A 25401-nucleotide genomic window follows, 5' to 3' on the forward strand; every position below is an offset into this window, starting at 1 on the left:
TTACGAAGAGATACCTTTTAAAATCTTATTCTCTCGTTTTTATTTATGCATCCCTCATTAAAAAAACAAATAAAATGAATATATTACACATAAAGAAGGAATGATGGTACGCCCAAGGGGAATCGAACCCCTGTTTCCGCCGTGAAAGGGCGATGTCCTAACCGCTAGACGATGGGCGCAAACCAATGATGAGGCTTATAGAGAGGATCTTTTTACTTCGCAAGCCCTCTGTGTCATTTTTTTTGAAAAAAGTGTGTTTTATTGAATAATTTTTGAGCGATTCCTGTTTGAATTGTTTTTTCCAGTTTGAGGAGTAGGCAAAAATGATCAAAACAGCATTTTAAATGTATTTATTTTTTGCATATGTTATCGTTTGTTATCTTTGCTCGCTACATGAGAATATTATTTAACTTGCTTGAAAGAGCCTTTGTACAAAAGATTGCTCATTTGAGCTTATCATACAGAAAAAACTGTATAATTTATGAAGTAGAAAGATAATATTTATTACAAAATTAAAACATAATACCAATCATAAAAAAGTTTTTTATGAATAATCCATAGATTGCTTGCATATTTAACAAAATATAAATAGATATTTGTATGTTAAAAATGAAAATATTAAAGAAATTTTTATAGAATATATTAAAAAATATTTTTTTATATTTACTTTTATATTTCTGTAAGAAATTTAAGGTTAAAAAACTCATTTGTTCTTTTACATCTTGAGAAGGTTCTTGATTTGAAAATGAATTAGCGTGGATAAAGGGTAGATTGAGTTTTTTCTCATTTCAATTCGCTAGTTTTTTAAAGAGGTGGCAATAAGTTGAGATAAAATATTCGAATTTTACAAATTTATTCTCCATATTTATAATATTTTAGAATTATGGTGTGTGCATATTAAGTCTTGTATTTTACTTTAATGTAAGGTTCTATTTTGATATATGATTACGTGAGGATTTTTGCATTAAAGATTTATAGTTTAAGCTATGGAATGGTAGGAAGGAATGTGTTATTATTGACTGATCTACTTTATTTTATTCATTCTCTTAATTTATCATATGAAAGAATGTTTTTTGTTCCATATTTGTCGTTTTAGAAGAGATATTTTTATTCTTTCTTACTAAGTCTTCAATATTCTTTAAATTGTTATTGATTATTTTTTAGAACTTTTCTTTATGGCAACTTGCATTTATCAGTTTTACAGATTTTCATTCTGAATTAAATATTTTATAAAGATTCTGAAATCTTTGAAGACAATAAATATTATATTTTTAGGAATGTTGATTGAATAAGCGGGGATAATTCTATTGGAGAAAATAAATTGAATAGAGCGGGATATTTCTTTTGTTCTTATGGATATAGATATTCTTTGTGTTGATTGGCTCATCATTTAAACGATTTTTCAATGAAGATAGGGATCAGTGGTTAATAATGGCAGAAGCTTTAAAAGTTGGTATTGCGGGACTTGGTACAGTTGGTACTTCAGTTGTTCGAGCTCTATGTGAAAAAGCGAATAGTTTAGCTTGTCAATGTGGGCGATTCATCAAAGTTGTTGCTGTTAGTGCACGCGATAAAGGCCGCAATCGTGGAATTGATCTCAGTGGCATAAAATGGTTTGATTCACCTGTGGAGTTGGCTGCTTCTGATGAGATTGATGTTTTTGTAGAGTTAATTGGTGGTGAATTGGATGTGGTGTATACCGCTGTTAAGAGAGCGCTTGAGGCGGGACATCATGTTGTAACAGCCAATAAAGCTCTTCTTGCTCAACATGGCGTAGAGCTGGCTATAATTGCAGAAAAAAAAGGTGTTTTTCTTCATTTTGAAGCAGCTGTTGCAGGGGGAATTCCTGTCATCAAAGCGATGAGAGAATCACTTGTCAGTAATCGCATATCGCGAATTTATGGTATTCTCAATGGAACATGTAATTATATATTAACACGCATGTTTACGGAAGGTCTTTCATTTAAAGATTGTTTAGCAGATGCACAGAGACTTGGGTATGCTGAAGCAGATCCAACTTTTGATATTGAGGGAAATGATACTGCTCATAAATTAGCTTTGTTGACAAGCTTGGCATTTGGAACAGCTGTTTCGTTAGATGATGTTTATGTTGAAGGAATTCATAATATTTCGCAAATTGATATTCGAGCAGCTGATGAATTGGGGTATCGGATTAAGCTTTTAGGGGTTGCATTAAAAACGGATTCTGGAATAGAGCAACGCGTTCATCCAACAATGGTACCAGCATCCTCAATGATTGCACAGATAAATGGTGTAACCAATGCTCTTTCTATTCAAAGTGATTTATTAGGTGAATTACTGTTTTCGGGTCCTGGCGCCGGAGGAAAGGCAACAGCATCAGCCGTTATTGGTGATTTGGCTGATATAGCAAAAGCGCGTTCTGGTTTTCAGTATGCACCTGTTTTAAGACGTCCAGCATTAGAACTTGCTCCTCACAAAAAAGCACGTATTTCGCATCATGCAGGTGGTTATTTTATTCGTTTAAATGTTCATGATCGTACTGGTGTTTTTGCCGCGGTCGCAAGGCATATGGCTGATAATCACATCTCATTGGAGTCGATTGTTCAAAGATCTTTTGTAGAAGATCAAATTGAAAAAACAATTATTTTAATTACGCATGAAACAACAGAGGTGAATGTACGACAAGCACTTGCAGAAATTGAAAAAGATGGACATCTTATTGCAAAATCTCAATTTATTCGTATTGAACGGATGGCAGAGAATTGATAACTTTTTTAATAATAACAAAAAGGCAAGCTTGAGTGCTTTTATCTCTTGTGAAAAGTTTTTATCTTTGCCAAAGCTTTATTCTTAGTGCTTAATAAGTACTCATATTTTTTCTGGTATTCATTCGGTAGGATTTCTCATATGCCCACAACTCAGAAGATTTTAAATGGACTTGATCGTATTTTGACGCTTGAATTGGTACGTGTCACTGAGCGTGCTGCTGTTGCTGCTGCACGCTGGCGCGGACGTGGCGATGAAAAGGCAGCGGATCAAGCTGCTGTAGATGCAATGCGGCAGGAACTTAATCGATTACCTATTGATGGTACAGTGGTGATTGGTGAAGGTGAGCGGGATGAAGCGCCTATGCTTTATATTGGAGAAAAGGTAGGTCTTCAAAGTGGATTGGCGATCGATATTGCACTTGATCCACTAGAGGGAACAACACTTTGTGCTAAAAATATTGCCAATTCTTTGGCAGTAGTTGCAATTGCTGAAAAGGGTAATCTCCTTTATGCCCCTGATGTTTATATGAATAAAATTGCTATTGGGCCTGGTTATCCAAAGGGAGTAGTCGATATAGACGCTTGTCCTACCGATAATATCCATGCTCTTGCAAAGGCTAAAGGAGTGGCTGTTAATCAGATTGTTGTTTGTATTATGGATAGACCTCGTCATGAAAAATTGGTTAATGAAGTACGAACGACAGGGGCGTCAATTCGCTTGATTGGTGATGGAGATGTGGCTGCTGTTATTGATACAACTGATCCAGAAGAAACAGGTATTGATATCTATATGGGGATTGGTGGAGCCCCTGAAGGTGTTTTAGCTTCTGCTGCTTTGCGTTGCATTGGGGGACAGATGCAAGGCCGTTTGCTGCTTGATACAGAAGAAAAAATTGCCCGTGCTGCTAAAATGGGGATTAGTGATCCCAATAAGATTTATACAATGGAAGAAATGGCAAAAGGTGATGTTTTGTTTTCAGCAACAGGGGTGACAGATGGCAATATGCTTTCTGGTGTTAAATTTACACCTCGCTACATTCAAACGGAAACTCTCGTGATGCGTTCCCATACGGGTACAGTTCGTAATATTAAAGCACAGCATAGAGATCATTCAAAATTTGATTAATGTTTTCTTTTTTTGTCACTAAAAATAAAGGAAGTTTTTTAGGAAATACGCTTCCATGAATCTGCTTTCATGGAAGCGTTTATAGATATGAGAATACCCTTATTATTATGAGAGCTGCACAGAATGCACCCAGCCATTTTTATCTTCTATGTTCCCTTTTTGAAGGCCAACCAATTGTGTACGAAGCTGCTTTGTAATTTCTCCAACTGTTTCATTTCCGACAATAAATTCTCCCCCCTTATATCTAAAGCGGCCAATTGATGTGACAACGGCAGCTGTACCACAAGCAAAGACTTCTTTAAGTTGTCCACTCTTTGCATCTTCTTGAAGAGATTTAAAAGAATAAGGACGCTCTTCTATTTTTAATCCCATTTGTTTTGCTAATTCTAAGAGTGAATGACGTGTTATTCCTGGAAGGATCGTTCCATTAAGTGGGGGGGTTACAAGTGTATTATTGTCCATAATAAAGCAGACATTCATACCACCAAGTTCTTCAATCCATTTATGTTCAACCATATCAAGGAAGAGCACTTGGCTACAATTGTTTTCAGTTGCATTTTTTTGTGCAAGTAAGCTTGCTGCATAGTTTCCCCCACATTTGGCCGCTCCTGTCCCTCCTGGACCGGCTCGACTATAATCTGTTTCAATCCAGACGCTGACAGATTTTTCTCCTCCTTTGAAATAGGATTCAACTGGAGAGGCTATGATACAAAAAAGATATTCTTGAGAAGGGCGAACTCCCAAAAAGTTCTCATTGCCAAACATAAATGGACGTATATAGAGGCTAGCATTGGGATGATCGGAGACCCATTTTTGATCAATTTTGACTAATTGATGAACGGCATCTAGAAAAATATCTTTTGGTAATGCTGGCATAGCTAAACGCCTCGCTGATTCTATAAACCGTTGTGCATTGGCATCAGGACGGAAGAGCAAAATGCGTCCATCTTTTGCACGATATGCTTTTAAACCCTCAAAAATTTCTTGTCCGTAATGCAAAACGGTACTTGCAGGGCTAATTTCTAAAGCTTTGTATTGAGAAATAATGGCATTATGCCAGCCTTTGTCTTTAGTCCATTGAATGGTACACATGTGGTCTGTAAAAAATTGACCAAAACCGGGATTTTTTAGAATTTTTTCCCGTTTTTCTTCTGACAGAAGTGATGGATGTTTTTCGGTTTTAAAGGGAAGTGACGATATGGGAGATTTCATAAGAAAAACCTTTTGAGTATGTTTTATTTTTTATTAATAAAAATAATGAGATCTTTTGATCACAACTCTATTATTAGCAAAACCTTTGTGTCAATGTTTTATTATAGATTTCAGAGGCAGTGGTCGATATTTTTGATTCTATTCTGGGCTCTTTTTCTCAACTTTATGAAGTAATCTGGAACCTTTATCTATATTTATCGTTTTCTCAAAATAAGTATCTGAATAATTTCATATTTTCTAGAAATTTAAAGGTAAGGGAATCGAGAAAAGGAATCCACTATGATTGATAAAAATTATCACACATTTGAAGAACGTATGGCAGAAGAAAGAAAAGATCGTGAACAGCGTGTTTCAATCGCTAAGGGTATTTTTGCTATTCTTCTTGCGATGGTTATTATCTGGTTTATTTTTGGTTTTTTAGGATCTTTTTTTGCGAAATCTCCTGAACATATTTCGCATTATAATACTCCAGAAACAAGTCAGACTGTAACGACGCCCCAAAAAGATTTAAATTCGCTCCCTTCTGTACCTTATACCTATAAGGGTACGCAGTGATTTTTTCATAAATATAATCTTTTAGATAGGGCGAAAATCGACGTAGATTAAAGAATAAAGTCAGTGCAAACAGATAAGCGAAAAAGATTGGACGATTTTAATTTCTGAAGTTTTTGATAAGTAATTAAATGGTATGGAAATAAATAATGCAACGGTTGTTAAAACCGCTGCATTATTGGTTTAGCGTGTGATGAAGCAGCTTCCACCAGAACTTTTAATGGATTCACAAAGGATTATGGCTTCATTACGGTCTTGCGCTTGAATCCGAACACGGTAATAAGTACCTTTTCCTGGTATAAAAGCGGATTGAATATTTAAAGAACGGGCCCCGATAAGGAATCCAAATTTAGATTTCATATTTTTTAACGAATTTCTAGCGAGCTCATGCGTTGGTTGAGATGCAAGTTGTACGTAATAACTTTCTGAATTTTGTGCTGCGACTCTGTTTGGTGATGTGGGGCGAGACGCGGCAGGCGTTTCAACTTGTGTATTTCTTTCTGCATGAGAAGGAATAGGAATAAATTTTTCTTCAATATTTGAGCTAGAATTATTTTCTGCGATTATTTTATCAATATTATTTTTGAGATCATGATCTCTTTCTTGATCGTTTATATCAGAATCATGCGACGAAACAAGGGACGAATCTTGAAGTTCATTAGAATCTTGATCAGTGCTTTCTTCAGATTGATCAGTAGCTTTGCTCTCTGTTTGATGCACGGGCGCTAGTGTAACTGTACCATCTTGATTTACAATAACAGTTTGTACTTCTCGTGTGGAAACAGTATGATTGATAGCTTCTGTGACTGCATTTTCAACATCAGATTCATTTGCAGAGGATGATGAAAAGTTTGAAGATTCTTCTGGATTTAACTTTTCTAAATTTTTAGGTTTTTCAGAGTTATCAATAAGAAATTGTTGTGTATTTTCTTGTTTCTCATTTTGTTCAGTTGTTTGTTTATAGATATCTAAATTATGTGCAACATCATTTTTCGTGTCAGTTGTTTCTGGTTTGAATTTAAAAGGCGTATTATCAGCGTGGATAATGACCGTTTCTTCATTTTTTTGTGATGGCATAAAAAAGTGAGAATAACCAGCAAACCCAATTCCTATTAAAATAAGTATAAAAAAACCTTTAATGAAAGTTTTACCAAAAATAAAACTTTTTAAGGGAGGAGGAGCTGATGGAGGTGTGGAAACCTCATCTGAGCTTGTATATGGTGAATTCTCGGTAAAAGAGGGAGAATTGTACTCCATATTGGCAGCAGAAAAATAGTTGGCATTTTGTTCTTTAGAGTTTATATGAACAGCTTCTTTTGAATTTTGCATAGTTTGTTGAAAAATTTCATTAAAAAACTCATTTTTCTGTTGTCTTTGAGAAAAATTGTCTGTTGGGACATTTCCTACATTGAGCACGTCAGCAAATTCTTTTTCTAAACTACTACCAGTCGGTACATCATATTCTGGGGCTTCATACGGGACTTCTGGAACCATAATAGGGCCAGTTTTTTCTACGATTTCCTCTGAAAATTTATAAGTATCAACAGTGGGAGGAGGAGTATCTCTGTCCGTATAGTTATGGGCAAAAAAGCTATCCGTTTGTTTTGTATTGAGGGAGGCTGATGAGGAAAGAAACTCATCTAAATTATTTTTGTTATATGAAATTTCTCTGTTTAGGTTAGAGATATTTTCAGTGTTATTGATGTGTTGGGTTTGAGCTTCATTATATATCGGAACTTTTTCGCTATAAGTTTCTTGTTGTGAGGGGTTTTCTTCAAAAAAATGGGGATAATTGGTTGTATGATCTTCTTGTGAAGCCCCCTTTAAATAAGATTGTCTATCAACTGGTGGAGAATCTAAAGGTGAGGAGAAGGTACTTGTTGTTTGATTTCTTGCAGTGTTTTGTTTTTCTGACTCAAGATTAGAAGATGAGAAAAACTCATTTTCCTCTGTAGAAAAGGAGACATCAGGATAATCTTTTTTAATCAAATTTTCTTGATCAGCTGAAATTTTATAGGGATGGTTTATAGGAGTGTCATAGAAGTTTTGATTGTCATCATAAGTTTTTTGTATATTCGTAGTCTCAGATTGTTGTGAATTTATTTGTGAAAAACGATTGGTTCGTTCAACATCTTCAGGCATCTCTCTCTTATTTTCGCGCCTTTCAGATTTATCAAAAAAGAAATTTTCTGATTCTGATTGTGACATAAGATTACTTTTTTCAAGAAAAGGATTAGCACTGGTTGCTGTTGTTTTCTGTTGAGGTGATTGATTCTTTGGGATTGGTAATGGAGAAAGTGCATCTAAAATTTGTTCTTCATCATGGCTGCTAGGTGAAGAATATTTCTCTTTAGATAAATTATTTCGTTTTGAATGGTTGAAAGAAGCAGCTTGTGCAATATCTGAGGCTGTTGCGTTGCTGATTGCATGCAAGTCCCATTGTTTTTTTTGATCATTGAACGGTAAGTCATGTGCTAAATTATTTTCAAGTTCCTCTTCTAGAAAGGACAAATCAAAATCATTATCATGGGGCGATGTTTCAGGGTGAGATGTTGATCGATCTGTTTTTAAAGAAGATTGCTCATTTTGGTTTCCGCTTTGTTTGTGCGGATTAAAAATGCGCGTAAGCCTTTCTAAAGGATCATGGTGTTCATGATCGTGTTTTGTTTCGTGTAGATTTTTGCGATCGTTATCGCTCATAGCTTTTCTCACATGATGGTTTGCACTTACGTGCAATAAATGGTTGATTTTGATTTGTTATATTAAAATTATAAATTTTCCCCCTCTCATGCAAGGATACATGAAAAAGTTTACCAATAGAGTACCTATTGTATGTATTTATAGAACTTTTTCAACGCATTTCTATGGGGGCTTCGACTCCTATGATGGTAAGCCCTGATGATAAAGTATTGATAACAGCTTGTATCAATCCCAATCTTGCAAAGGATAATTCTTTATCATCAGGTTGAATAAAGCGTAAATTGAGATTTTCACTCCCTTTATTCCAATGGGTGTGAAAGCTGGAAGCAAGGTCATAAAGATAAAACGCTAATCGATGCGGTTCCTTATGAACTACGGCCTGTTCAATGATACGTGGATATTCAGAAAGTTTGCGTATTAACAATATTTCATGGTCATCTGTTAATCGATGAAGATGGGCAATCAATGTATCATTTGAAAAGCTTTTAATATGAAGCGCTTCTTGTGCTTGACGAAAGACTGAGTGACAACGTGCACTTGCATATTGTACGTAAAAGATGGGGTTATCTTTTGATTGTTCTGTTACTTTTGCAAAGTCAAAATCAAGAGGCGCTTCACACTTACGGTATAGCATCATAAAACGTACAGGATCACGACCAACTTCCTCGACAACATCGCGTAGCGTGACAAAAGATCCTGCTCTTTTTGACATGCGTACAGGATGACCGTTGCGAAAAAGTTTTACCAATTGACACAAGAAGACGCTTAATTTAGCTTTATCCCCAGAAATTGCTTTTGCCATTGCCTCTAGCCGCTTTACATAGCCAGCATGGTCTGCGCCTAGAATATAAATCATTTCATCAAAATGACGATTAAATTTATCCCTAAAATAAGCAACATCAGCAGCAAAATAAGTGTAAGAACCGTCAGATTTGACTAAAACACGGTCTTGGTCATCACCGACATTTGTTGAACGGAATAAAGTTTGTTCGTTTGGTTCCCAGTCTTCTATATTTTGTCCCTTGGGAGGGGGGAGTTTTCCTTTGTAGATATAACCATTTAAAGTGAGGTCGTTGATGGTGTTACGAATGGCGCGTGCATTATCTGCATAAAGCATTCGCTCAGAGAAAAAGATATCATGATAAATATTAAGAGCAGCCAAATCTTCGCGAATCATGGACATCATTGCATGAATTGCACGTTCTTTCACAAGAGATAAGGCTTCATCTTTATCCATCGTGAGGAGTTGGTCACCAAACTCTTGAGCAAGCGATTGACCCAATGGTATCAAGTATTCTCCAGGATAGAGTCCTTCTGGAATTTCATTAATTTTTTGCCCAAGAGCCTCACGATAGCGCAATAGTACAGAGTGGGCGAGGACTTCGATTTGTCGACCAGCATCATTGATATAATATTCTTTTGTAATGTTATAGCCCGTAAACTGCAGCAAATTGGAGAGAACATCCCCAACAACCGCTCCACGGCAGTGTCCTACATGCATTGGTCCTGTCGGATTTGCTGAGACATATTCAACATTGACGCGTTTTCCTTGTCCCATTGGAATACGACCATAAGAAGTGCCTAATTCAAGCATGGACTTTATAGCATTTTGCCAAAATAATTTTGTAAGCTTTATATTTATAAAACCAGGACCGGCAACATCTATATTTTCGATAGAGGAATCATTTTTAAGAAGTTCTATGATTTTATCGGCAAGTGCACGGGGATTGAGCCCAATAGATTTTGCAAGCACCATAGCAGCATTGGTTGATAAATGACCATGGGAGGAATCACGCGGAGGATCAACAGTGATTTTTGATAAATCTAGATCTTCTCCATTTTTTCCTTTTATATCAGATAATTCAATTGATCTTTTAATTTTTTTTTCGAAGTTTTTAAAGATATTCATATTTAGCTTCCATGATGATGCCAAAAGCCATTAAACGAAATTATCTGTATGGTCAAATAAACGCTGATATTCACGTAGAGCGTAGTGATCCGTCATGCCTGAAAGAAAGTCAGCAATCAAACGTGCTAATTCTTGATTTTTTAAGTGCACTGTTTTGCTCTGCCAACTTTCAGGCATTGTATTTGGATTTTCATAATAACAATTGAATAATTTTTGTACAATGCATTTTGCTGCATTGCGACGACTAAGAACTTGTTCATGGTAGTAAAGATTTTTAAATAAAAAGTTTTTTAGTTCTTTTTCATAAACGGTCATTGTCGGTGAAAAGGTGACAATGGTTTGTTTTGCTTGGTGAATATCGTTTATACTGGTTGGTTTGATGCGTGCTAAATTTTCTTGTGATTGTTTGATAACATCTTCAACCATGGTTGTTATTTGTCTTCGTACAAGTGTGTAACCGCGACGCGCTTGGTCGAGGTGGGGATGCTCATCTGTTATATCTTTTAATATTGCTGCTGTTAGTGGAACATGTTCAAATTGATCGAGTGTTAAAAATTGCGAACGTAGACCATCATCAATATCATGCGCATTGTATGCGATATCATCTGCAATAGCAGCACATTGCGCTTCTAGCCCTGCAAAACAATCGAGTGCAAGGTCTTGCTTTGCATTGTATTGTAAAATATCGATAGGAACCTCCTTATTCTTTGCGTGAGGACCTAAAAGGGGACCATTATGCTTTACAAGTCCTTCGAGGGTTTCCCATGTAAGGTTAAGTCCATCAAAATTTGCATAGCGCTGTTCTAATTTTGTGACAATGCGTAATGCTTGTGCATTATGATCAAAGCCGCCATAATGTACCATGGCTTCATTAAGAGCATCTTCTCCAGCATGGCCAAAGGGTGTGTGTCCAAAGTCGTGAACAAGGGCAATGGCTTCGGCAAGGTCTTCATCAAGACACAGGGCACGGGCTAATGTTCTTGCAATTTGAGAAACCTCTATGGAATGGGTTAGACGAGTACGGTAATGATCGCTTTCATCAGCAATAAACACTTGTGTTTTATGTTTAAGACGTCGAAATGCATTAGAATGGATAATACGATCTCTATCTCGTTGAAAAGGTGAGCGTGTAGTGCTCATTGTTTCATAGTATAACCGACCACGGCTTGTTTGTGGATGAGCACTGTATACTGCGCGAGATTGGTAATTGAAGTTGATATTTCCTATATCCATTGCAAGCTGTCCATTATCATCTTAAAATTGAGAGTGGTTTATGACAAATAAACTGCTCTGTAAGTGTGGGATACTCTTTCTTGATGGTTTAATGCAAGGATATATAAAATGAATGTGAAAATTTCAGATGTTGCTGCTAAAAAAATTGCACAGATACTTTTGCGTGAACCCGATAAAATAGCCTTACGTATTTCTGTTGAAGGTGGTGGGTGTTCTGGTTTTTCTTATAAATATGACTTGGTTTCTGAAATGTGTGAAGATGACCTCGTTCTCAAAAAAGACGGGGCAGTTGTGTTTATTGATTTACTATCACTTCCTTTCATGGAAGGAGCTGAGATTGATTTTGTTGATGATCTTATGGGACAGTCTTTTCAAATCCACAATCCCAATGCTGTTTCATCATGTGGTTGTGGTGTAAGTTTCTCAATTTAAAATGATGGCTGTGTGATATTGTTTCTTGAAAAAAAGATCATGTTGATCAACAATGCAAAAATGGGTATTCTTATAAAAATAGTGCACCGATGTGTATGGTTGTGCGTGGTACTTGCTTTATTGACTTGGAGCCACTGTGCTTTTTCTGAAGCAGGAGAAGGGCAAGATCAGCAGCAGGGACAATCAAGGAGTTTTATTGTCAAGACTCAAGAGCAGGAAAACGAAAACTTAGCCTCTCAAACACAACTCATTTTGAAGGCTCGATTAACAAAGAGTCATCCGGATATTGAAAAAGGGCTTGTCTGGCGGGTTTATGCCCCTATTCTAGGGATTGATAATAAATTACCATTAGTGGCAACCTATAAGGGGGGAAGTGCACGTTTTGATCTCGAACCAGGAAATTATCTTGTTCATGTCTCATTTGGTCATATGAGTGCTGTGCGCCATATTCGTTTAGAAAATGGGCAGAGTCTTGTAAAAAACTTTAATCTTGAGGCTGGTGGTGTCATTTTAAATGCAACACTGCTCAATGGTATAATGAATGAAAAAGAACTCCGTTTTACTATCTATGAGGATGAAAAAGAAAATGATGATACGGGAGTGATTATATCAAATGTTAAACCCCACTCAGTTGTGCGTTTAAAAGCTGGCCGCTACCATGTTGCTTCCCATTATGGTTCTATTAATGCGACCGCTCGTTCGGATATTCAGGTGGATGCTGGTAAAATAACAGAAATTACTCTTGAACATCAGGCCGCTCAGATTGTCTTAAAGCTGGTACGACAAGAAGGAGGAGAAGCGCTTGCAGATACAAGTTGGTCTCTTGCCAATGATTCTGGTGATATCGTTTATGAAACAGTTGGTGCGTATGTTTCACTTGTGTTAGCAGAGGGAGAGTATATTGCAATTGCTAAAAATAAAGATAAAATCTATCAAAAAGTTTTTTCAGTCGTTTCTGGTCATGATGAAGATATAAGTGTGGTAGCGAATGAAGAAAATATGCAACGAGTTGATGAAGATGTGGATTGATCTTTGTTCATGGGGGTAAACTATGATGAAAGACGGGGTATGAATTTTGATTGAAATTTCAACAGTTGGTGTGTTTTTTGCTGGGGCTCTCTCTTTTTTGTCACCATGCGTTTTGCCGTTAGTTCCTCCTTATTTGTGCTATATGGCAGGAATTGGTATTGATGATTTTCGTTCAGAAAAGCCTGCTGAGAAAGTCTTTATAAGGTGGGCTTTATTGTCTTCTGTTATTGCTTTTGTTCTTGGGTTTACGACTGTTTTTGTTGCTTTAGGTGCCAGTGCTAGCACAATTGGTCAATTCATCGGTTATTATCGTGATTGGTTTGCTCTTGCTGCTGGAATTGTCATTATTATTTTTGGTTTAAACTTTTTGGGGATTTTCAAGATCGCTTTTTTATTTCGTGAGGCGCGTTTTCAGACCAAAAAAACACCTGCTGGTCCTTTAGGCGCGTATATTATAGGTTTAGCTTTTGCCTTTGGCTGGACACCTTGTATTGGTCCCATTTTAGGTCCTATTATAACGCTTGCTGGAACAAAAGAAACTGTAGGTGAAGGAGCTGTTCTCTTAGCAGTTTATGCATTAGGTCTTGCTATTCCTTTTATGTTGGCAGCTTTATTTTCGAGCAGTTTTATGCGATTTTTAGGCGCTTTTCGTATTCATTTAGGAAAAGTTGAAAAAATTATTGGTGTTTTTCTTATTCTTACAGGGATTTTGTTTTTAACAGGTTCTATGCAGGATCTTTCATTTTGGCTTTTAGAACATTATCCTTCGTTGAGTTATATTGAAGATATTCGTTGGCACGATATTATGAATTTTTTTGGATTTTCTCGTTAGTCTTATGTGTTTTTATGGTTAGAAGTTGTCTTTCTATTGTTCTTGCCGCAGGTGAGGGGACGCGCATGAAATCGTCTCTGCCTAAGGTACTTCATAAAATTGCTGGATTGCCTCTTATATGCCATGTTCTAAAACAAATAGAATTGGCAGGCTCTTCACAATTAGCAGTTGTTGTGGGATGTGGTGCTAAGGAGGTTACGCACGTTGTTCAGTCATTTGTAAAAGATGTAATGATTTTTGAACAAAAAGAGCGTTTAGGAACAGCCCATGCTGTTTTGTCTGCTCGTTTAGCTTTGCAAAAGGGAGTGGATGATGTTCTTATTGTTTTTGGTGATACTCCTCTCATTCAGCAAGATTCATTGCACCAAATGCGTGCACAGCTTGCTGATGGAGCAGATGTTGTTTTTGCAGGTTTTCATACCCAAAATCCAACAGGTTATGGGCGTCTTCTCGAGAAAAATGGTCAATTGATTGCAATTGTAGAAGAAAAAGACGCTAGCGATGAAGAAAAAAAGATTTCTTTTTGTAACGGTGGAATACTCGCTATGCGCGGAAAACACGCACTTTCTCTTTTAGAGAAGGTTGGTAATAACAATGTGAAAAAAGAATATTACTTAACAGAGATTGCTTCTCTTGCAACACGCAAAGGATTAGATATGCGTGTTGTTGAAGTTCCTTTTGAAGATATTGTAGGAATTAATAACTGTTTTGAGCTTTCTCAGGCTGATTCTTTATGGCAGAAACGTAAAGCACACAATTTAATGTTATCAGGTGTTACAATTTTAAAACCAGAAACAGTCTATTTTTCTTATGATACAGAAATTGAACCAGGTGTGGTGATAGAACCAAATGTTTATTTTGGATTAGGCGTAAAAATACACTCTGGTGCTGTTGTTCACGCATTTAGTTATCTAGAAGGTGCTGTAGTTGGGACGGATGCACAAATTGGTCCCTATGCACGTTTGCGTCCTGGAACAGAGTTGGCGAAGTCCGTAAAGATTGGAAATTTTTGTGAAGTCAAACAAGCTAAGGTAGGAGAATCTTCTAAAATCAATCATTTGAGTTATATTGGTGATGCTGAAATTGGTGCACATACCAATATTGGAGCCGGTACGATTACTTGCAATTATGATGGATTTAACAAATATAAAACCATGATTGGTGATCATGCTTTTGTTGGCTCTAATACGGCACTTGTTTCCCCATTGGTAATAGGGGATGGCTCTTATGTTGCTTCAGGAAGTGTTATTACTGAAAATATTCCTATGAACAGTATGGCTTTTGGGCGTGCACGACAGGTTATAAAAGAGGGCTATGCGACACAATTTCGAGAGCGTTTGTTAAAGAAAAACTTGTCAGAAAACAAACAGAAAAAATGATCTTTTTCAGTCTATTTCTTTGTTTAGTGCTGATTTAACGATGGATGGGAGGTTTATTCTTAAAGATTGCCGTACTCCATGTTTGAATTATTTTTATTATTTATAGTTTTAAATAAAGGCTGTTGGATTGTTTTATAAGATTTAAATCTTAAGATGTGAGTTGGAGCTTTTTAATGTGTGGAATTATTGGAATTCTTGGAAAGAGGTGCGTTACGTCCTCTTTGGTTGAGGGGTTAAAGCGTCTTGAATATAGAGGATATGATTCATCTGGGGTGGCAACGGTCCATAATGGACATCTTTATCGTATGCGTGCTGAGGGGAAGCTTGTTCATTTAGAAGAAAAATTAAAAAAAACACCTCTGGAGGGAAGTTTAGGGATTGGTCATACCCGTTGGGCTACGCATGGAATTGCTGTTGAACGCAATGCGCATCCCCATGTGACTGAAAAGCTTGCGGTTGTTCATAATGGTATTATTGAAAATTTTGTAGAATTGCAAAAGGAACTCATAGAGGATGGTTATATCTTTGAAACAGAAACGGATACGGAAGTTATTGCACATTTAATAACGCGTGCATTAAAAGATGGTCTTTCTCCGCAAGAAGCCATGTGTACTAGTTGGAAAAGGTTGCAGGGGGCTTTTGCTCTTGCTCTTATTTTCGAAGGTGAAGATAACCTTATGATTGCGGCTTGTTCTGGTCCACCTCTGGCAATTGGTTATGGAAAAGATGAATTTTTTGTGGGGTCAGATGCCATTGCTTTGGCACCATTTGTTGATTATATTAGCTATATGGAAGATGGGGATTGGGCTGTTCTCACACGGGAAGGTGTCACAATTTATGATGCTAACAACCAACCGGTAAAACGTCCTGTGACGACATTACTTGAAGGGGCTTTATTGATTTCTAAGGGTAATCATCGTCATTTTATGCACAAGGAAATGTTTGAACAACCTGAAGTAATTTCTCATAATTTGGCTCATTATCTTGACCTTGGAAATTATGCGGTTCGACCGCTTGAGAATTTGATTGATTGGAAAAATATTAATCGGCTCCTTTTTGCGAGTTGTGGAACGGCATATTATTCAACCTTAGTTGCGCGCTATTGGTTTGAGAAATTTGCTGCTTTAAGTGTTGATAATGATGTTGCTTCGGAATTTCGTTATCGTGAACCTCCTATAACGTCTGATGCGTTATCGCTGTTTGTTTCTCAATCTGGTGAAACAGCGGATACATTGGCTTCTTTGCGTTATTGTCGTGAACGGGGTATAAAAACAGCAACAATTGTGAATGTTGAACAATCAACAATGGCAAGGGAGGCTGATTTTATTCTCCCAACACTTGCGGGACCAGAAATTGGTGTTGCTTCAACAAAAGCTTTTACCTGTCAATTGGCAACGCTTGCTTCACTCGCTCTTAGTGCTGCTAAACAACGTGGTTATCTTACAGTTCAAATGGAACAACAATTGGTTCAACAGTTGGCAGAAGTTCCCCGTATTTTAAATGAGGTCTTAAAATTAGAAGGAAAAATTGAATCTATTTGTCGTGATTTGGTGAATGCAAAAAGTGTTCTTTATCTGGGACGTGGAACTTCTTATCCAATTGCTTTGGAGGGAGCCCTTAAATTGAAAGAGCTTTCTTATATTCATGCTGAAGGTTATGCGGCGGGTGAGTTGAAGCATGGGCCAATTGCGTTGGTAGATGAGACAATACCCGTTATTGTTGTTGCACCTTATGATCGGTGGTTTGAAAAAACTTTTTCTAATATGCAAGAAGTGGTAGCGCGCAATGGTCGTATTATTTTAATAACCGATAAAAAAGGAGCAGAAGTAGCTTGTCTTAAGACTTTATCAACGATCACTTTACCAGATGTTCCAGAATTTATTTCTCCTATTATTTATGCTTTACCCATTCAGTTAATCGCTTATCATACGGCTGTTTTATTAGGAACAGATGTTGATCAACCCCGTAATTTAGCAAAATCAGTCACGGTTGAATAAAAGTATATTTCTGAATCTTTTGGAGAATAATCAAGTGTAAGAAATTGATTTATAATGATAGCTTATTTTCCATTTTTCTCTGTTGATCGCGAATACCGGAGACAGGTCTTTTCTTTCTCAATCCTTTACGATAAAATAAAAAATATCTTCTTATCTATCAAAAAATGGATCAGCTATGTGAACATAATGGTAAAAAAGACGCAATATTGCTTCTACTGTTTTAATGCAAAGAATAATTCAGATTGAAAGAGAAGATAGTGCTGTTGATTTGTTATTCGTTCATGAAACATAAAAATGGTAAGAGACTGCATAGATCATTTATGGGTAATTCTAAGAGAGAAAATCATATTTGAACAGAGAGGTATTTAAGTTTTTTATTAGAGGGTCTTTGTTATCCTGCTCGTAAGAGGCGTGTAGCATCGTTGTGTCCGAAAAGATAAAGGAGCAAGCGTAAAGCTTGTCCTTGCTCAGAAGAAAGATAAGGATCGCGTTGTAAAAATAAACGAGCATCTTTTCTTGCCATTGACAAAAGATCGCTATGAACTGCAAGGTTTGCTATATGAAATTCAGGGACTCCGGATTGTTTTGTACCTAAAAGTTCTCCTTCGCCTCGTAGGCGCCAATCTTCTTCAGCGATTTCAAAACCATCTTCTGTATTGCGTATAATATTAAGGCGTGTTGCTGCTGTTTTAGTCAGTGGATCTTTATAGAGCAAAATGCAGGAAGATTTTTTATCGCCTCGTCCTACACGTCCACGTAATTGGTGCAATTGAGAAAGACCAAAATGTTCCGCGTGTTCGATGATAATGATCGAAGCATCTGGAATATCTACTCCCACTTCAATGACGGTGGTTGCAACTAAAATACGTGTATTTCCACATTTAAAAGATGCCATAGCGGCTTCTTTTTCTGCTGTAGACATTTTTCCATGGATCATACCAACGTGTGCTCCAAAGCGCTCATGGAGAAATGCAAAGCGGTTTTCAATTGAAGTGAGATCAAGAGCTGTCGATTCCTCCACTAAAGGACAAATCCAATAGAGCTTTTCTCCTTTTTCTAATGCAATTGTGATTCTCTCTATAAGTTCATCAAGACGTTTCAAAGAAAGCGTTGCTGTTGTAATGGGTTGTCGTCCCATTGGTTTTTCGGTAATTTTAGAGACATCCATATCACCAAAAGCTGTTAAGACAAGTGTGCGCGGAATGGGCGTGGCGGTCATAACCAGCATATCAGCTTTATTGCCTTTTTCTGTAAGAGCGATACGTTGATGAACACCAAAACGGTGTTGTTCATCGATAATGGTTAAAGCGAGATTATTATAAGTAACGCTGTTTTGTATGAGAGCATGGGTTCCGATGACAATAGAAACTTGACCTGACAGAATATCATTTAAGATATTTGTCCGCAATTTTCCTTTTTCTCGTCCTGTTAAAAGCGTTGTTTGTAATCCGATTTTTTCGGCAAGAGGGGCAATAGTAGCAAAATGTTGCCTGGCAAGCACTTCGGTTGGTGCCATTAAAGCTGATTGTCCTGAATTTTCAGCAATTTGTGCCATTGCCATTAATGCAACGACAGTTTTTCCTGCGCCTACATCACCTTGGAGTAGTCTTAGCATCGGTTCTGGTGAAGCAAGATCATTTGCGATATCTTCTACTGCTTTTTTTTGTCCGGTTGTGAGTTGAAAGGGGAGGATATTGAGCAATTTGTTAGTATAAATTCCTGTTGCTGGTCGAGAAGTGCCAACGAGAGATTTAGTTTTCAAACGCACGAGTCCCAGCGCCAATTGACAAGCGAGCAATTCATCATAGGCAAGGCGCTTACGTGCTGTACTTTCTAAGGATAGATCATCGGGGTTAATGGGCGCATGGATACGGCGTAAAGCAACAGAAAAAGAAGGAAAATTTTGCTGCTTTTTTACATTTTCATCTATCCATTCTGGGAGGAGAGGAACAAAATCAAGAGCGTTTTGTATGGCGCGTCTTAGTATTTTTACAGTTAGTCCTGCAGTAGAGGGATAGACAGGTTCGATGAGAGGTATCTGATTTGATTGTTCGCTTGGGGCAATATAGTCTGGATGCGCCATTGAAAGCTGTCCATTAAACCATTCAACTTTTCCTGATATAATGACTTTTTTTCCTTCGGGGAGTTGTTTTTTTAGCCAAAGAGGTTGAGCGTGAAAAAAGACTAAATTTATTTTTCCTGTTTGATCATGGGCAATAACACGATAGGGAATTCGGTTATGACCACGTGGGGGTGGTTGATGTTGATCAATAATAATTTCAAGCGTAACAGTATCTCCTTCTTTTGCACAAGCAATGTTGGGACGCATTCTGCGGTCTATAACGGAATGGGGCATTAATTGAAGAAGGTCAATAAGGGTTGCTTCGCGTTGTGTGGGATTAACATTTAAGAGTTTGGTCAGTAAGCCATAGATTTTAGGTGTAATACCAGAAAGGGTTCGAAGAGAATGAAAAAGAGGGGTAAGTAGACTTGGAGGCATGAGAAAATTTAACCTGCTCTTTTTATTTTTTCTAGACCTTTAGAAGAGCTTTTTGGGGATAAAGTCATAAAGAGGAGGTTGCTTTATTTACACATTGAACTTTAGGAAGAGAAATTAATATTTAAAGAAAAATACAATTAAATGATCAAAAATTAAAGTGCTTAGATGTGGTATATTGTTTTTCTTTTTATTTTAGGTGTTTATTTGCTGTGAATAGAGGCATTTTCTTGATAGAACTCTCTTATAAATATTAATAAAATTGGGATATTGCTCCTATGTAGCATGATGAATTTATAGCTTTAAAGTTTGATGATAAACAGAAGTTTTTTCTTTTATAAGGGGTGCTGTTTAGCATTTATTTTGTAGTGGGAAATTGTGAGAGTGGTAAAAAATAAAATGCAAATGCAAGAGAACAAAAATTCTCTTCCTCGCTTTATTCATTTGAGAGTGCATTCCGCTTATTCCTTGCTCGAAGGGGCTTTAAAAATCCCCCAAATTATTCAACAGGCGATTTCAGATCATGCACCAGCGGTTGCCATTACCGATACCAATAATCTATTTGGTGCTTTGGAATTTTCACAGTATTGTCTTTCTCATGGGGTACAACCTATTATTGGTTGTCAGCTTACTGTTGATTTTTGTGATGAAAATGATCATTCACATTTGGTTAAATGGCGTAATCCTTCTGATTTCTGCTCTATTGTTCTGTTGGCTGCTAACGAAACCGGTTATGCTCATTTGGTTCGCCTTGTTAGCCGTGCTTATCTTGATAAATGTGATACTGATCCTCCTCATATTAAAGCGAATTGGTTGTCGGCACACAGTGAAGGCATAATTGCTTTAACGGGAGGAAAGGGAGGACCTATTAATCTTTCTTTGGCGGAAGAGAAAAAAGAACATGCTGTTGAGCGCTTAATTTATTTGAAAAAATCTTTTGCTGATCGTCTTTATGTGGAGTTACAACGGCATGGCTCTTATGACCGGAGAGTAGAAGCTGATCTTATTGAATTGGCTTATGCGCATGAAATTCCTCTTGTTGCAACAAATGAAGCCTTTTTTCTGAAAAGAGAAGGGTATGAAGCGCATGATGCGCTGATGGCTGTTTCAGAAGGACAAATCGTCTCTAATCCAGATCGCAAACGTGTGACACCAGATCATTATTTGAAGTCACAAGATGAAATGGTTGCACTGTTTTCTGATCTTCCAGAAGCTTTAGAAAATAGTGTTGAAATTGCTTTGCGTTGTCATATTGCCTCGCCTCTTCGAAAACCGATATTGCCTCGTTTTATAGAACAATCCACTAATTCAGAAACTACTTTAGAAGTAGAAGATAGTGAGTTGTTAAATCAGGCTAAAGCTGGTTTGAAGATGCGGCTTGAAACAATAGGGTTGGCTGAAGGGTATACGATTGCAGATTATGAGCAGCGGCTTGATTATGAAGTTTCAGTTATTACGCGTATGCAATTTTCTGGATACTTTCTTATCGTTTCAGATTTCATAAAATGGGCAAAGGTTCATGATATTCCCGTTGGACCAGGACGGGGTTCTGGTGCTGGTTCACTTGTTGCTTATGCATTGACGATTACTGATGTTGATCCCTTACGGTTTTCTCTTCTCTTTGAACGTTTTCTCAACCCAGATCGTGTTTCGATGCCAGATTTTGATATCGACTTTTGTCAAGAGCGGCGCGAAGAAGTTATTCAATATGTTCAAAAAAAATATGGACGTGATCAAGTTGCTCAAATTATTACCTTTGGTAAGTTACAGGCGCGTGCAGTTTTGCGTGATGTGGGGCGTGTTTTAGAAGTTCCTTATCGTCAGGTGGATTATCTTACAAAATTAATTCCTGCCACGCCAGGAAGTCAGGTAGAATTAGCTGATGCTATTAAGGATGAACCTAAATTTGAAGAGGAAAAGAAAAAAGATCCCGTTGTTGGCCGCGCATTAGATATAGCACTTCAGTTGGAGGGACTTTATCGTCATGCTTCAACTCATGCTGCTGGGATTGTTATCGGAGATCGTCCGCTTTGGGAGCTTGTCCCGATGTATCGTGATCCTCGTTCTGATATGCCTGTTACACAATTTAACATGAAATATGTGGAACAGGCGGGGCTGGTAAAATTTGATTTTCTTGGATTAAAAACGCTTACTGTTTTGAAAATGGCAGTTGATTTTGTTGCCAGAAAGGGGATTAAAATAGATTTATCAAATATTCCTCTGAATGATGAAGCAACCTACGCTATGATGGCACGTGGTGAAACGGTTGGTGTGTTTCAGGTGGAAAGTTCTGGTATGCGCAAGGCGTTGATTGGAATGAAGCCAGACCGTATTGAAGATATTATTGCGCTGGTCGCGCTTTATCGTCCTGGCCCAATGGAGAATATTCCAACCTATAATGCACGCAAACATGGGGAAGAGGAAATTGCTTCTATTCATCCTAAAATAGATCATCTGATCAAAGAAACACAAGGTGTTATTGTTTATCAAGAACAGGTGATGCAGATTGCTCAGGTGCTTGCTGGTTATTCGCTTGGAGAAGCTGATTTATTACGTCGTGCTATGGGGAAAAAAATTCATGCTGAAATGCAAAAACAGCGTACGCGTTTTGTCAATGGAGCTGTTGCAGGTGGCGTGGATAAAGATCAAGCTGATATTATCTTTGATCTTTTAGCAAAATTTGCCGATTATGGTTTTAATAAATCGCACGCTGCTGCTTATGCAATTGTTTCTTACCAAACAGCTTATATGAAAGCCAATTATCCCGTTGAGTTTTTAGCTGCTTCAATGACATATGATATGACGAATACAGATAAGCTCAATGATTTTCGGCGTGAAGCATTAAGGCTGGGTATTGAAGTTATTGCTCCTTCTATACAAACATCTCATCGTGTTTTTGAGGTTGGTGATAACTGTATTTATTATTCTCTTGCTGCCATTAAAGGTGTGGGAGAAACTGTTGTAGATCATATTGTTTCTTGTCGTGGGAATAAGATTTTTAAGGATTTGGAAGATTTTTGTGCGCGTGTTGATCCTCGTATTGTTAATAAGCGTGCGATGGAAAGTTTAGTTTGTGCTGGTGCTTTTGATTGTTTTAACATTGCACGTGAGGTTTTATTAGCCAATCTTGGAATCCTTCATGCGCGTGCACTTCGTATTCTCGATGACAATTCTAGCGGGCAGGTTGATATATTTGGAATGGCAGGCGGATTAAAAGAGCCCTTGATTTTATCGCAAACGACTCCTTGGTTGATGGCGGAAAAACTTTATCGAGAATTTCAAGCTATAGGTTTTTACTTTTCTGCGCATCCTTTGGAGGAGTATCAAGCTATTCTGAACAAAAAACGCATTCAGACTTGGGGTAATTTTGCCAATGCCGTTAAAGGGGGAGCAACGGCTGCACGGCTTGCTGGAACTGTTGTGGCAAAAAACGTGCGCAAAACAAAATCTGGTAAAAAAATGGGAATTATTCATTTTTCTGATACAAGTGGACAATATGAAGCAGTTCTCTTTTCTGAGGCACTCTCGGATTATGAAGAGATGCTAGAACCCGGAAAATCTTTTATTATTACGGTGAGCGCAGAAAATCGTTCTGAAGGAGTTAGTTTGCGAATTGAAACAATTCAGTCTTTGGAAAATGAATCATTACAACAGCATAAAATGATGCGTCTCTTTATAAAAACAGTTGATATGCTTCCACAAATTGAACAAAATTTAAATCTTGGGGGGAATGGAGAAGTTGGGCTTATTTTAATTCAAGAGGATGGATTGCGAGAAGTCGAAATTGCGCTTCCTAAGCGATATAAGGTAAATTCACATGTCGCAAATGCTATGAAATTAATTCAGGGTGTTGTTGATGTAGAATTGAGTTAAAGAAAGATTAAAGATGGGAGCTGATTTTGAGTGGTGTTTTTGCTTTTAGGAGAGCTAAAAATGGAGCTTTTAAAATCGGATTGTAGGTTTCGAAAAATATAGCTTTTATTTGAGTAAATTATGATATTTTTTTAGTGTCATAAAATTAAAAAAAATCTCGTTCTTTCGTAATATTCAAAGTGCCGGAAGGATTTTATAAGTTTTTATCATTATTTTTTTATAGAACTCATCGCATCATACATGTAAAGCCAATTGAGATCTGACATAATGCTCTCTGGTGTACGAATTTTCATCATGAGATTGCGTGCAATTGCTATGGGACCGGTTGCGTGATAGGCCAATCTATTGAAATCTCCGCGTTTTTTTACTGCTGCAATACGGGGTGTGCGTGTTGTTTCGTAAAGCGAAAGTGCTTTCGTTAATGAAAAATCTTTCAATGAAAGTGCTTTTGCTAATGTGGCGGCATCTTCGATTGCCATAGCGGCACCTTGTGCTGCAAAAGGTAAGGCAGCATGTGCGCAATCGCCAACAAATACTTGTCTCTCTAAACCGATAAAACGATTTTGTTTCATTTGAAAAAGTGGCCAATAGCTCCATTCATCAATATGATCGAAGATTTGTAAGATTTTTGAATTCCAATCTTTAAAAAGAGATTTGAGTTTTTCTTTATCTCCTTTATGGGCCCATCCTTCTTTTGAATTTTCTCCATGCGTAATGGCGACAAAATTAAAAATTTTTTCTGACGATTGAATGGGGTAGACAACAAGATGATTTTGGGGGCCCATCCAAGCCGTAATTGTCTTCATATTTTGCAATGAAGAACGAAAGTTTTGAGGAAGATTATCAAATGTTGTTGTTGCACGCCAAGCAATAAAGCCACTAAAATTTGCTCTCTCATGAAAAGGAGATTGTTGCCGTAATGTTGACCAAACGCCATCACATCCGATCAGGAGGGGCGTTGAATAAAGCTGTTCTGTTGCCGTATCTGTTTTTATTGTCGTGATTTTAATGTTGGTTGCCGATTGGGTAGAAGATACAATTGTTTCGCCTGCTTTGTATTTGATCAAAGGATTTTCAATCACTGCATTATATAAAATTTTTTGTAAAGCCGCGCGGTGAATCGTCATATAGGGGGCTTTCCAATATTTTTCTGTTAGATTAATAAGATGAGCCCGTAGATGTATTTTTAAAGATAATCCATCTTTTAACTCAAGAAAATCTGGGATTGTCGCGACTTCAGAGAGTTTGTTAAGAAGTTCCCAGCGAGCAAGAATAGATGTTGCATTTGGTGTCAATTGAATACCAGCGCCTATCGTTTCAAGTTGTTTACACTTTTCGATAATGGTGCTTGCAATTCCTTTATGAGAGAGTGCTAAAGCAGTGCTTAAACCAGCAATTCCTCCTCCAACGATGATGGGTGTTTGGTCCACAAATGATTTCATATTAAACAAGTAGAGTGTAAAAAGTGGCTATTTAAGAAAACCCTAGAACACATTATAATAGCTTGTCTGGATGATATAAACATCCTGTTGGGTTTGTTTGATTGTACGATAGCGAGGGAACATAACGATAAAGGGTTGAGCAATAAGGGCAAATTTTCTCATCAGCTGCTCCCATGTCGATAAAGATATGAGGATGATCGAATGGTTGTGTAGCGCCTACACACATAAATTCTTTCACACCAATTTCGATTGTTTTATATCCAAGATCATTTTGGAAATGGGGAATATTGTGATCAGCCATGGCGTACAAACTCCAGAATAAATTTTCTCATCAGCTATGATTGAGCTCTTCTATTTTATAGGCGTGAGTTTGTAATAAAGCGTATCATAATGCAAGCTGCTTTTTAAGACAAATTTCTCCTCTTTTATGCTATATTA

Annotated in this window: 16 protein-coding genes and 1 tRNA gene; 9 read left to right on the forward strand and 8 right to left on the reverse strand. The window is 37.3% G+C overall.

Annotated elements, in window-relative coordinates:
• Positions 1 to 104: 104 nt before the first annotated feature.
• A tRNA-Glu gene (locus tag ACFIJJ_RS02740) sits at positions 105 to 179 on the reverse strand.
• Between the two features lie 1252 nt (positions 180 to 1431).
• Here ACFIJJ_RS02740 and ACFIJJ_RS02745 point away from each other — a divergent pair.
• Both ACFIJJ_RS02745 and glpX read left to right on the forward strand, forming a co-directional pair.
• Positions 1432 to 2748 carry a homoserine dehydrogenase gene (locus ACFIJJ_RS02745; protein ID WP_375622389.1) on the forward strand — a complete coding sequence of 439 codons (1317 nt, stop codon included), beginning with the start codon at positions 1432 to 1434 and terminating at the stop codon, positions 2746 to 2748.
• A 141-nt stretch (positions 2749 to 2889) separates the two neighbouring features.
• Positions 2890 to 3876 (forward strand): class II fructose-bisphosphatase, encoded by a 987-nt coding sequence (gene glpX / locus ACFIJJ_RS02750; RefSeq protein ID WP_375645838.1) that lies wholly within the window; start codon positions 2890 to 2892, stop codon positions 3874 to 3876.
• A 105-nt stretch (positions 3877 to 3981) separates the two neighbouring features.
• On the opposite strand, the gene ACFIJJ_RS02755 is transcribed toward glpX, so the two are convergent.
• Positions 3982 to 5088 carry a branched-chain amino acid aminotransferase gene (locus tag ACFIJJ_RS02755; protein ID WP_375645839.1) on the reverse strand — a complete coding sequence of 369 codons (1107 nt, stop codon included), beginning with the start codon at positions 5086 to 5088 and terminating at the stop codon, positions 3982 to 3984.
• Positions 5089 to 5367: 279 nt separating this feature from the next.
• On the opposite strand from ACFIJJ_RS02755, the gene ACFIJJ_RS02760 reads away from it, so the two are divergent.
• Entirely contained in the window at positions 5368 to 5643 is a 276-nt protein-coding gene (locus tag ACFIJJ_RS02760; RefSeq protein WP_375622392.1) for a hypothetical protein, read from the forward strand.
• A gap of 180 nt (positions 5644 to 5823) precedes the next feature.
• Here the strand turns inward: ACFIJJ_RS02760 and ACFIJJ_RS02765 are convergent, their stop codons facing one another.
• From ACFIJJ_RS02765 to ACFIJJ_RS02775, 3 genes are all read right to left on the reverse strand, one after another.
• Complete coding sequence (locus tag ACFIJJ_RS02765) at positions 5824 to 8340, reverse strand: SPOR domain-containing protein (protein ID WP_375645840.1); 2517 nt, start codon at positions 8338 to 8340, stop codon at positions 5824 to 5826.
• 151 nt (positions 8341 to 8491) lie between these two features.
• Positions 8492 to 10249, reverse strand: a complete 1758-nt coding sequence (gene argS, locus ACFIJJ_RS02770) for an arginine--tRNA ligase (RefSeq protein WP_375645841.1) — start codon at positions 10247 to 10249, stop codon at positions 8492 to 8494.
• A gap of 30 nt (positions 10250 to 10279) precedes the next feature.
• Positions 10280 to 11482, reverse strand: coding sequence for a deoxyguanosinetriphosphate triphosphohydrolase (locus tag ACFIJJ_RS02775; protein WP_375622395.1), 1203 nt, complete (start codon positions 11480 to 11482; stop codon positions 10280 to 10282).
• A gap of 108 nt (positions 11483 to 11590) precedes the next feature.
• On the opposite strand from ACFIJJ_RS02775, the gene ACFIJJ_RS02780 reads away from it, so the two are divergent.
• The 5 genes from ACFIJJ_RS02780 (at position 11591) to glmS (ending at position 17151) form a co-directional block, all read left to right on the forward strand.
• Positions 11591 to 11914: an iron-sulfur cluster assembly accessory protein gene (locus ACFIJJ_RS02780; protein WP_273791197.1), complete on the forward strand. Its 324-nt coding sequence runs from the start codon at positions 11591 to 11593 to the stop codon at positions 11912 to 11914.
• Positions 11915 to 11953: 39 nt separating this feature from the next.
• Entirely contained in the window at positions 11954 to 12943 is a 990-nt protein-coding gene (locus ACFIJJ_RS02785; protein WP_375645843.1) for a carboxypeptidase regulatory-like domain-containing protein, read from the forward strand.
• A gap of 43 nt (positions 12944 to 12986) precedes the next feature.
• A complete protein-coding gene (locus ACFIJJ_RS02790; protein ID WP_375622469.1) occupies positions 12987 to 13775 on the forward strand; it encodes a cytochrome c biogenesis CcdA family protein in 789 nt (262 codons plus the stop codon).
• Positions 13776 to 13789: 14 nt separating this feature from the next.
• The gene (gene glmU, locus ACFIJJ_RS02795; protein WP_375622397.1) at positions 13790 to 15154 is read left to right on the forward strand and encodes a bifunctional UDP-N-acetylglucosamine diphosphorylase/glucosamine-1-phosphate N-acetyltransferase GlmU; all 1365 of its coding nucleotides are present in this window, start codon (positions 13790 to 13792) and stop codon (positions 15152 to 15154) included.
• 173 nt (positions 15155 to 15327) lie between these two features.
• Positions 15328 to 17151 (forward strand): glutamine--fructose-6-phosphate transaminase (isomerizing), encoded by a 1824-nt coding sequence (gene glmS / locus ACFIJJ_RS02800; protein WP_375622398.1) that lies wholly within the window; start codon positions 15328 to 15330, stop codon positions 17149 to 17151.
• Positions 17152 to 17542: 391 nt separating this feature from the next.
• Here glmS and recG read toward each other — a convergent pair whose 3' ends face one another.
• Entirely contained in the window at positions 17543 to 19651 is a 2109-nt protein-coding gene (recG, locus tag ACFIJJ_RS02805) for an ATP-dependent DNA helicase RecG (protein ID WP_375622399.1), read from the reverse strand.
• Positions 19652 to 20053: 402 nt separating this feature from the next.
• Between recG and dnaE the strand changes: the two genes are divergently transcribed.
• Entirely contained in the window at positions 20054 to 23521 is a 3468-nt protein-coding gene (gene dnaE, locus ACFIJJ_RS02810; protein WP_375645870.1) for a DNA polymerase III subunit alpha, read from the forward strand.
• A 209-nt stretch (positions 23522 to 23730) separates the two neighbouring features.
• Here dnaE and ACFIJJ_RS02815 read toward each other — a convergent pair whose 3' ends face one another.
• Both ACFIJJ_RS02815 and ACFIJJ_RS02820 read right to left on the reverse strand, forming a co-directional pair.
• Positions 23731 to 24951: an FAD-binding protein gene (locus tag ACFIJJ_RS02815; RefSeq protein WP_375645844.1), complete on the reverse strand. Its 1221-nt coding sequence runs from the start codon at positions 24949 to 24951 to the stop codon at positions 23731 to 23733.
• Between the two features lie 64 nt (positions 24952 to 25015).
• Complete coding sequence (locus tag ACFIJJ_RS02820; RefSeq protein WP_375622401.1) at positions 25016 to 25264, reverse strand: zinc-finger domain-containing protein; 249 nt, start codon at positions 25262 to 25264, stop codon at positions 25016 to 25018.
• Between the last annotated feature and the right edge of the window lie 137 nt (positions 25265 to 25401).

Source organism: Bartonella sp. TT29SHDZB (genome assembly GCF_042193395.1).
Classification (GTDB): domain Bacteria; phylum Pseudomonadota; class Alphaproteobacteria; order Rhizobiales; family Rhizobiaceae; genus Bartonella.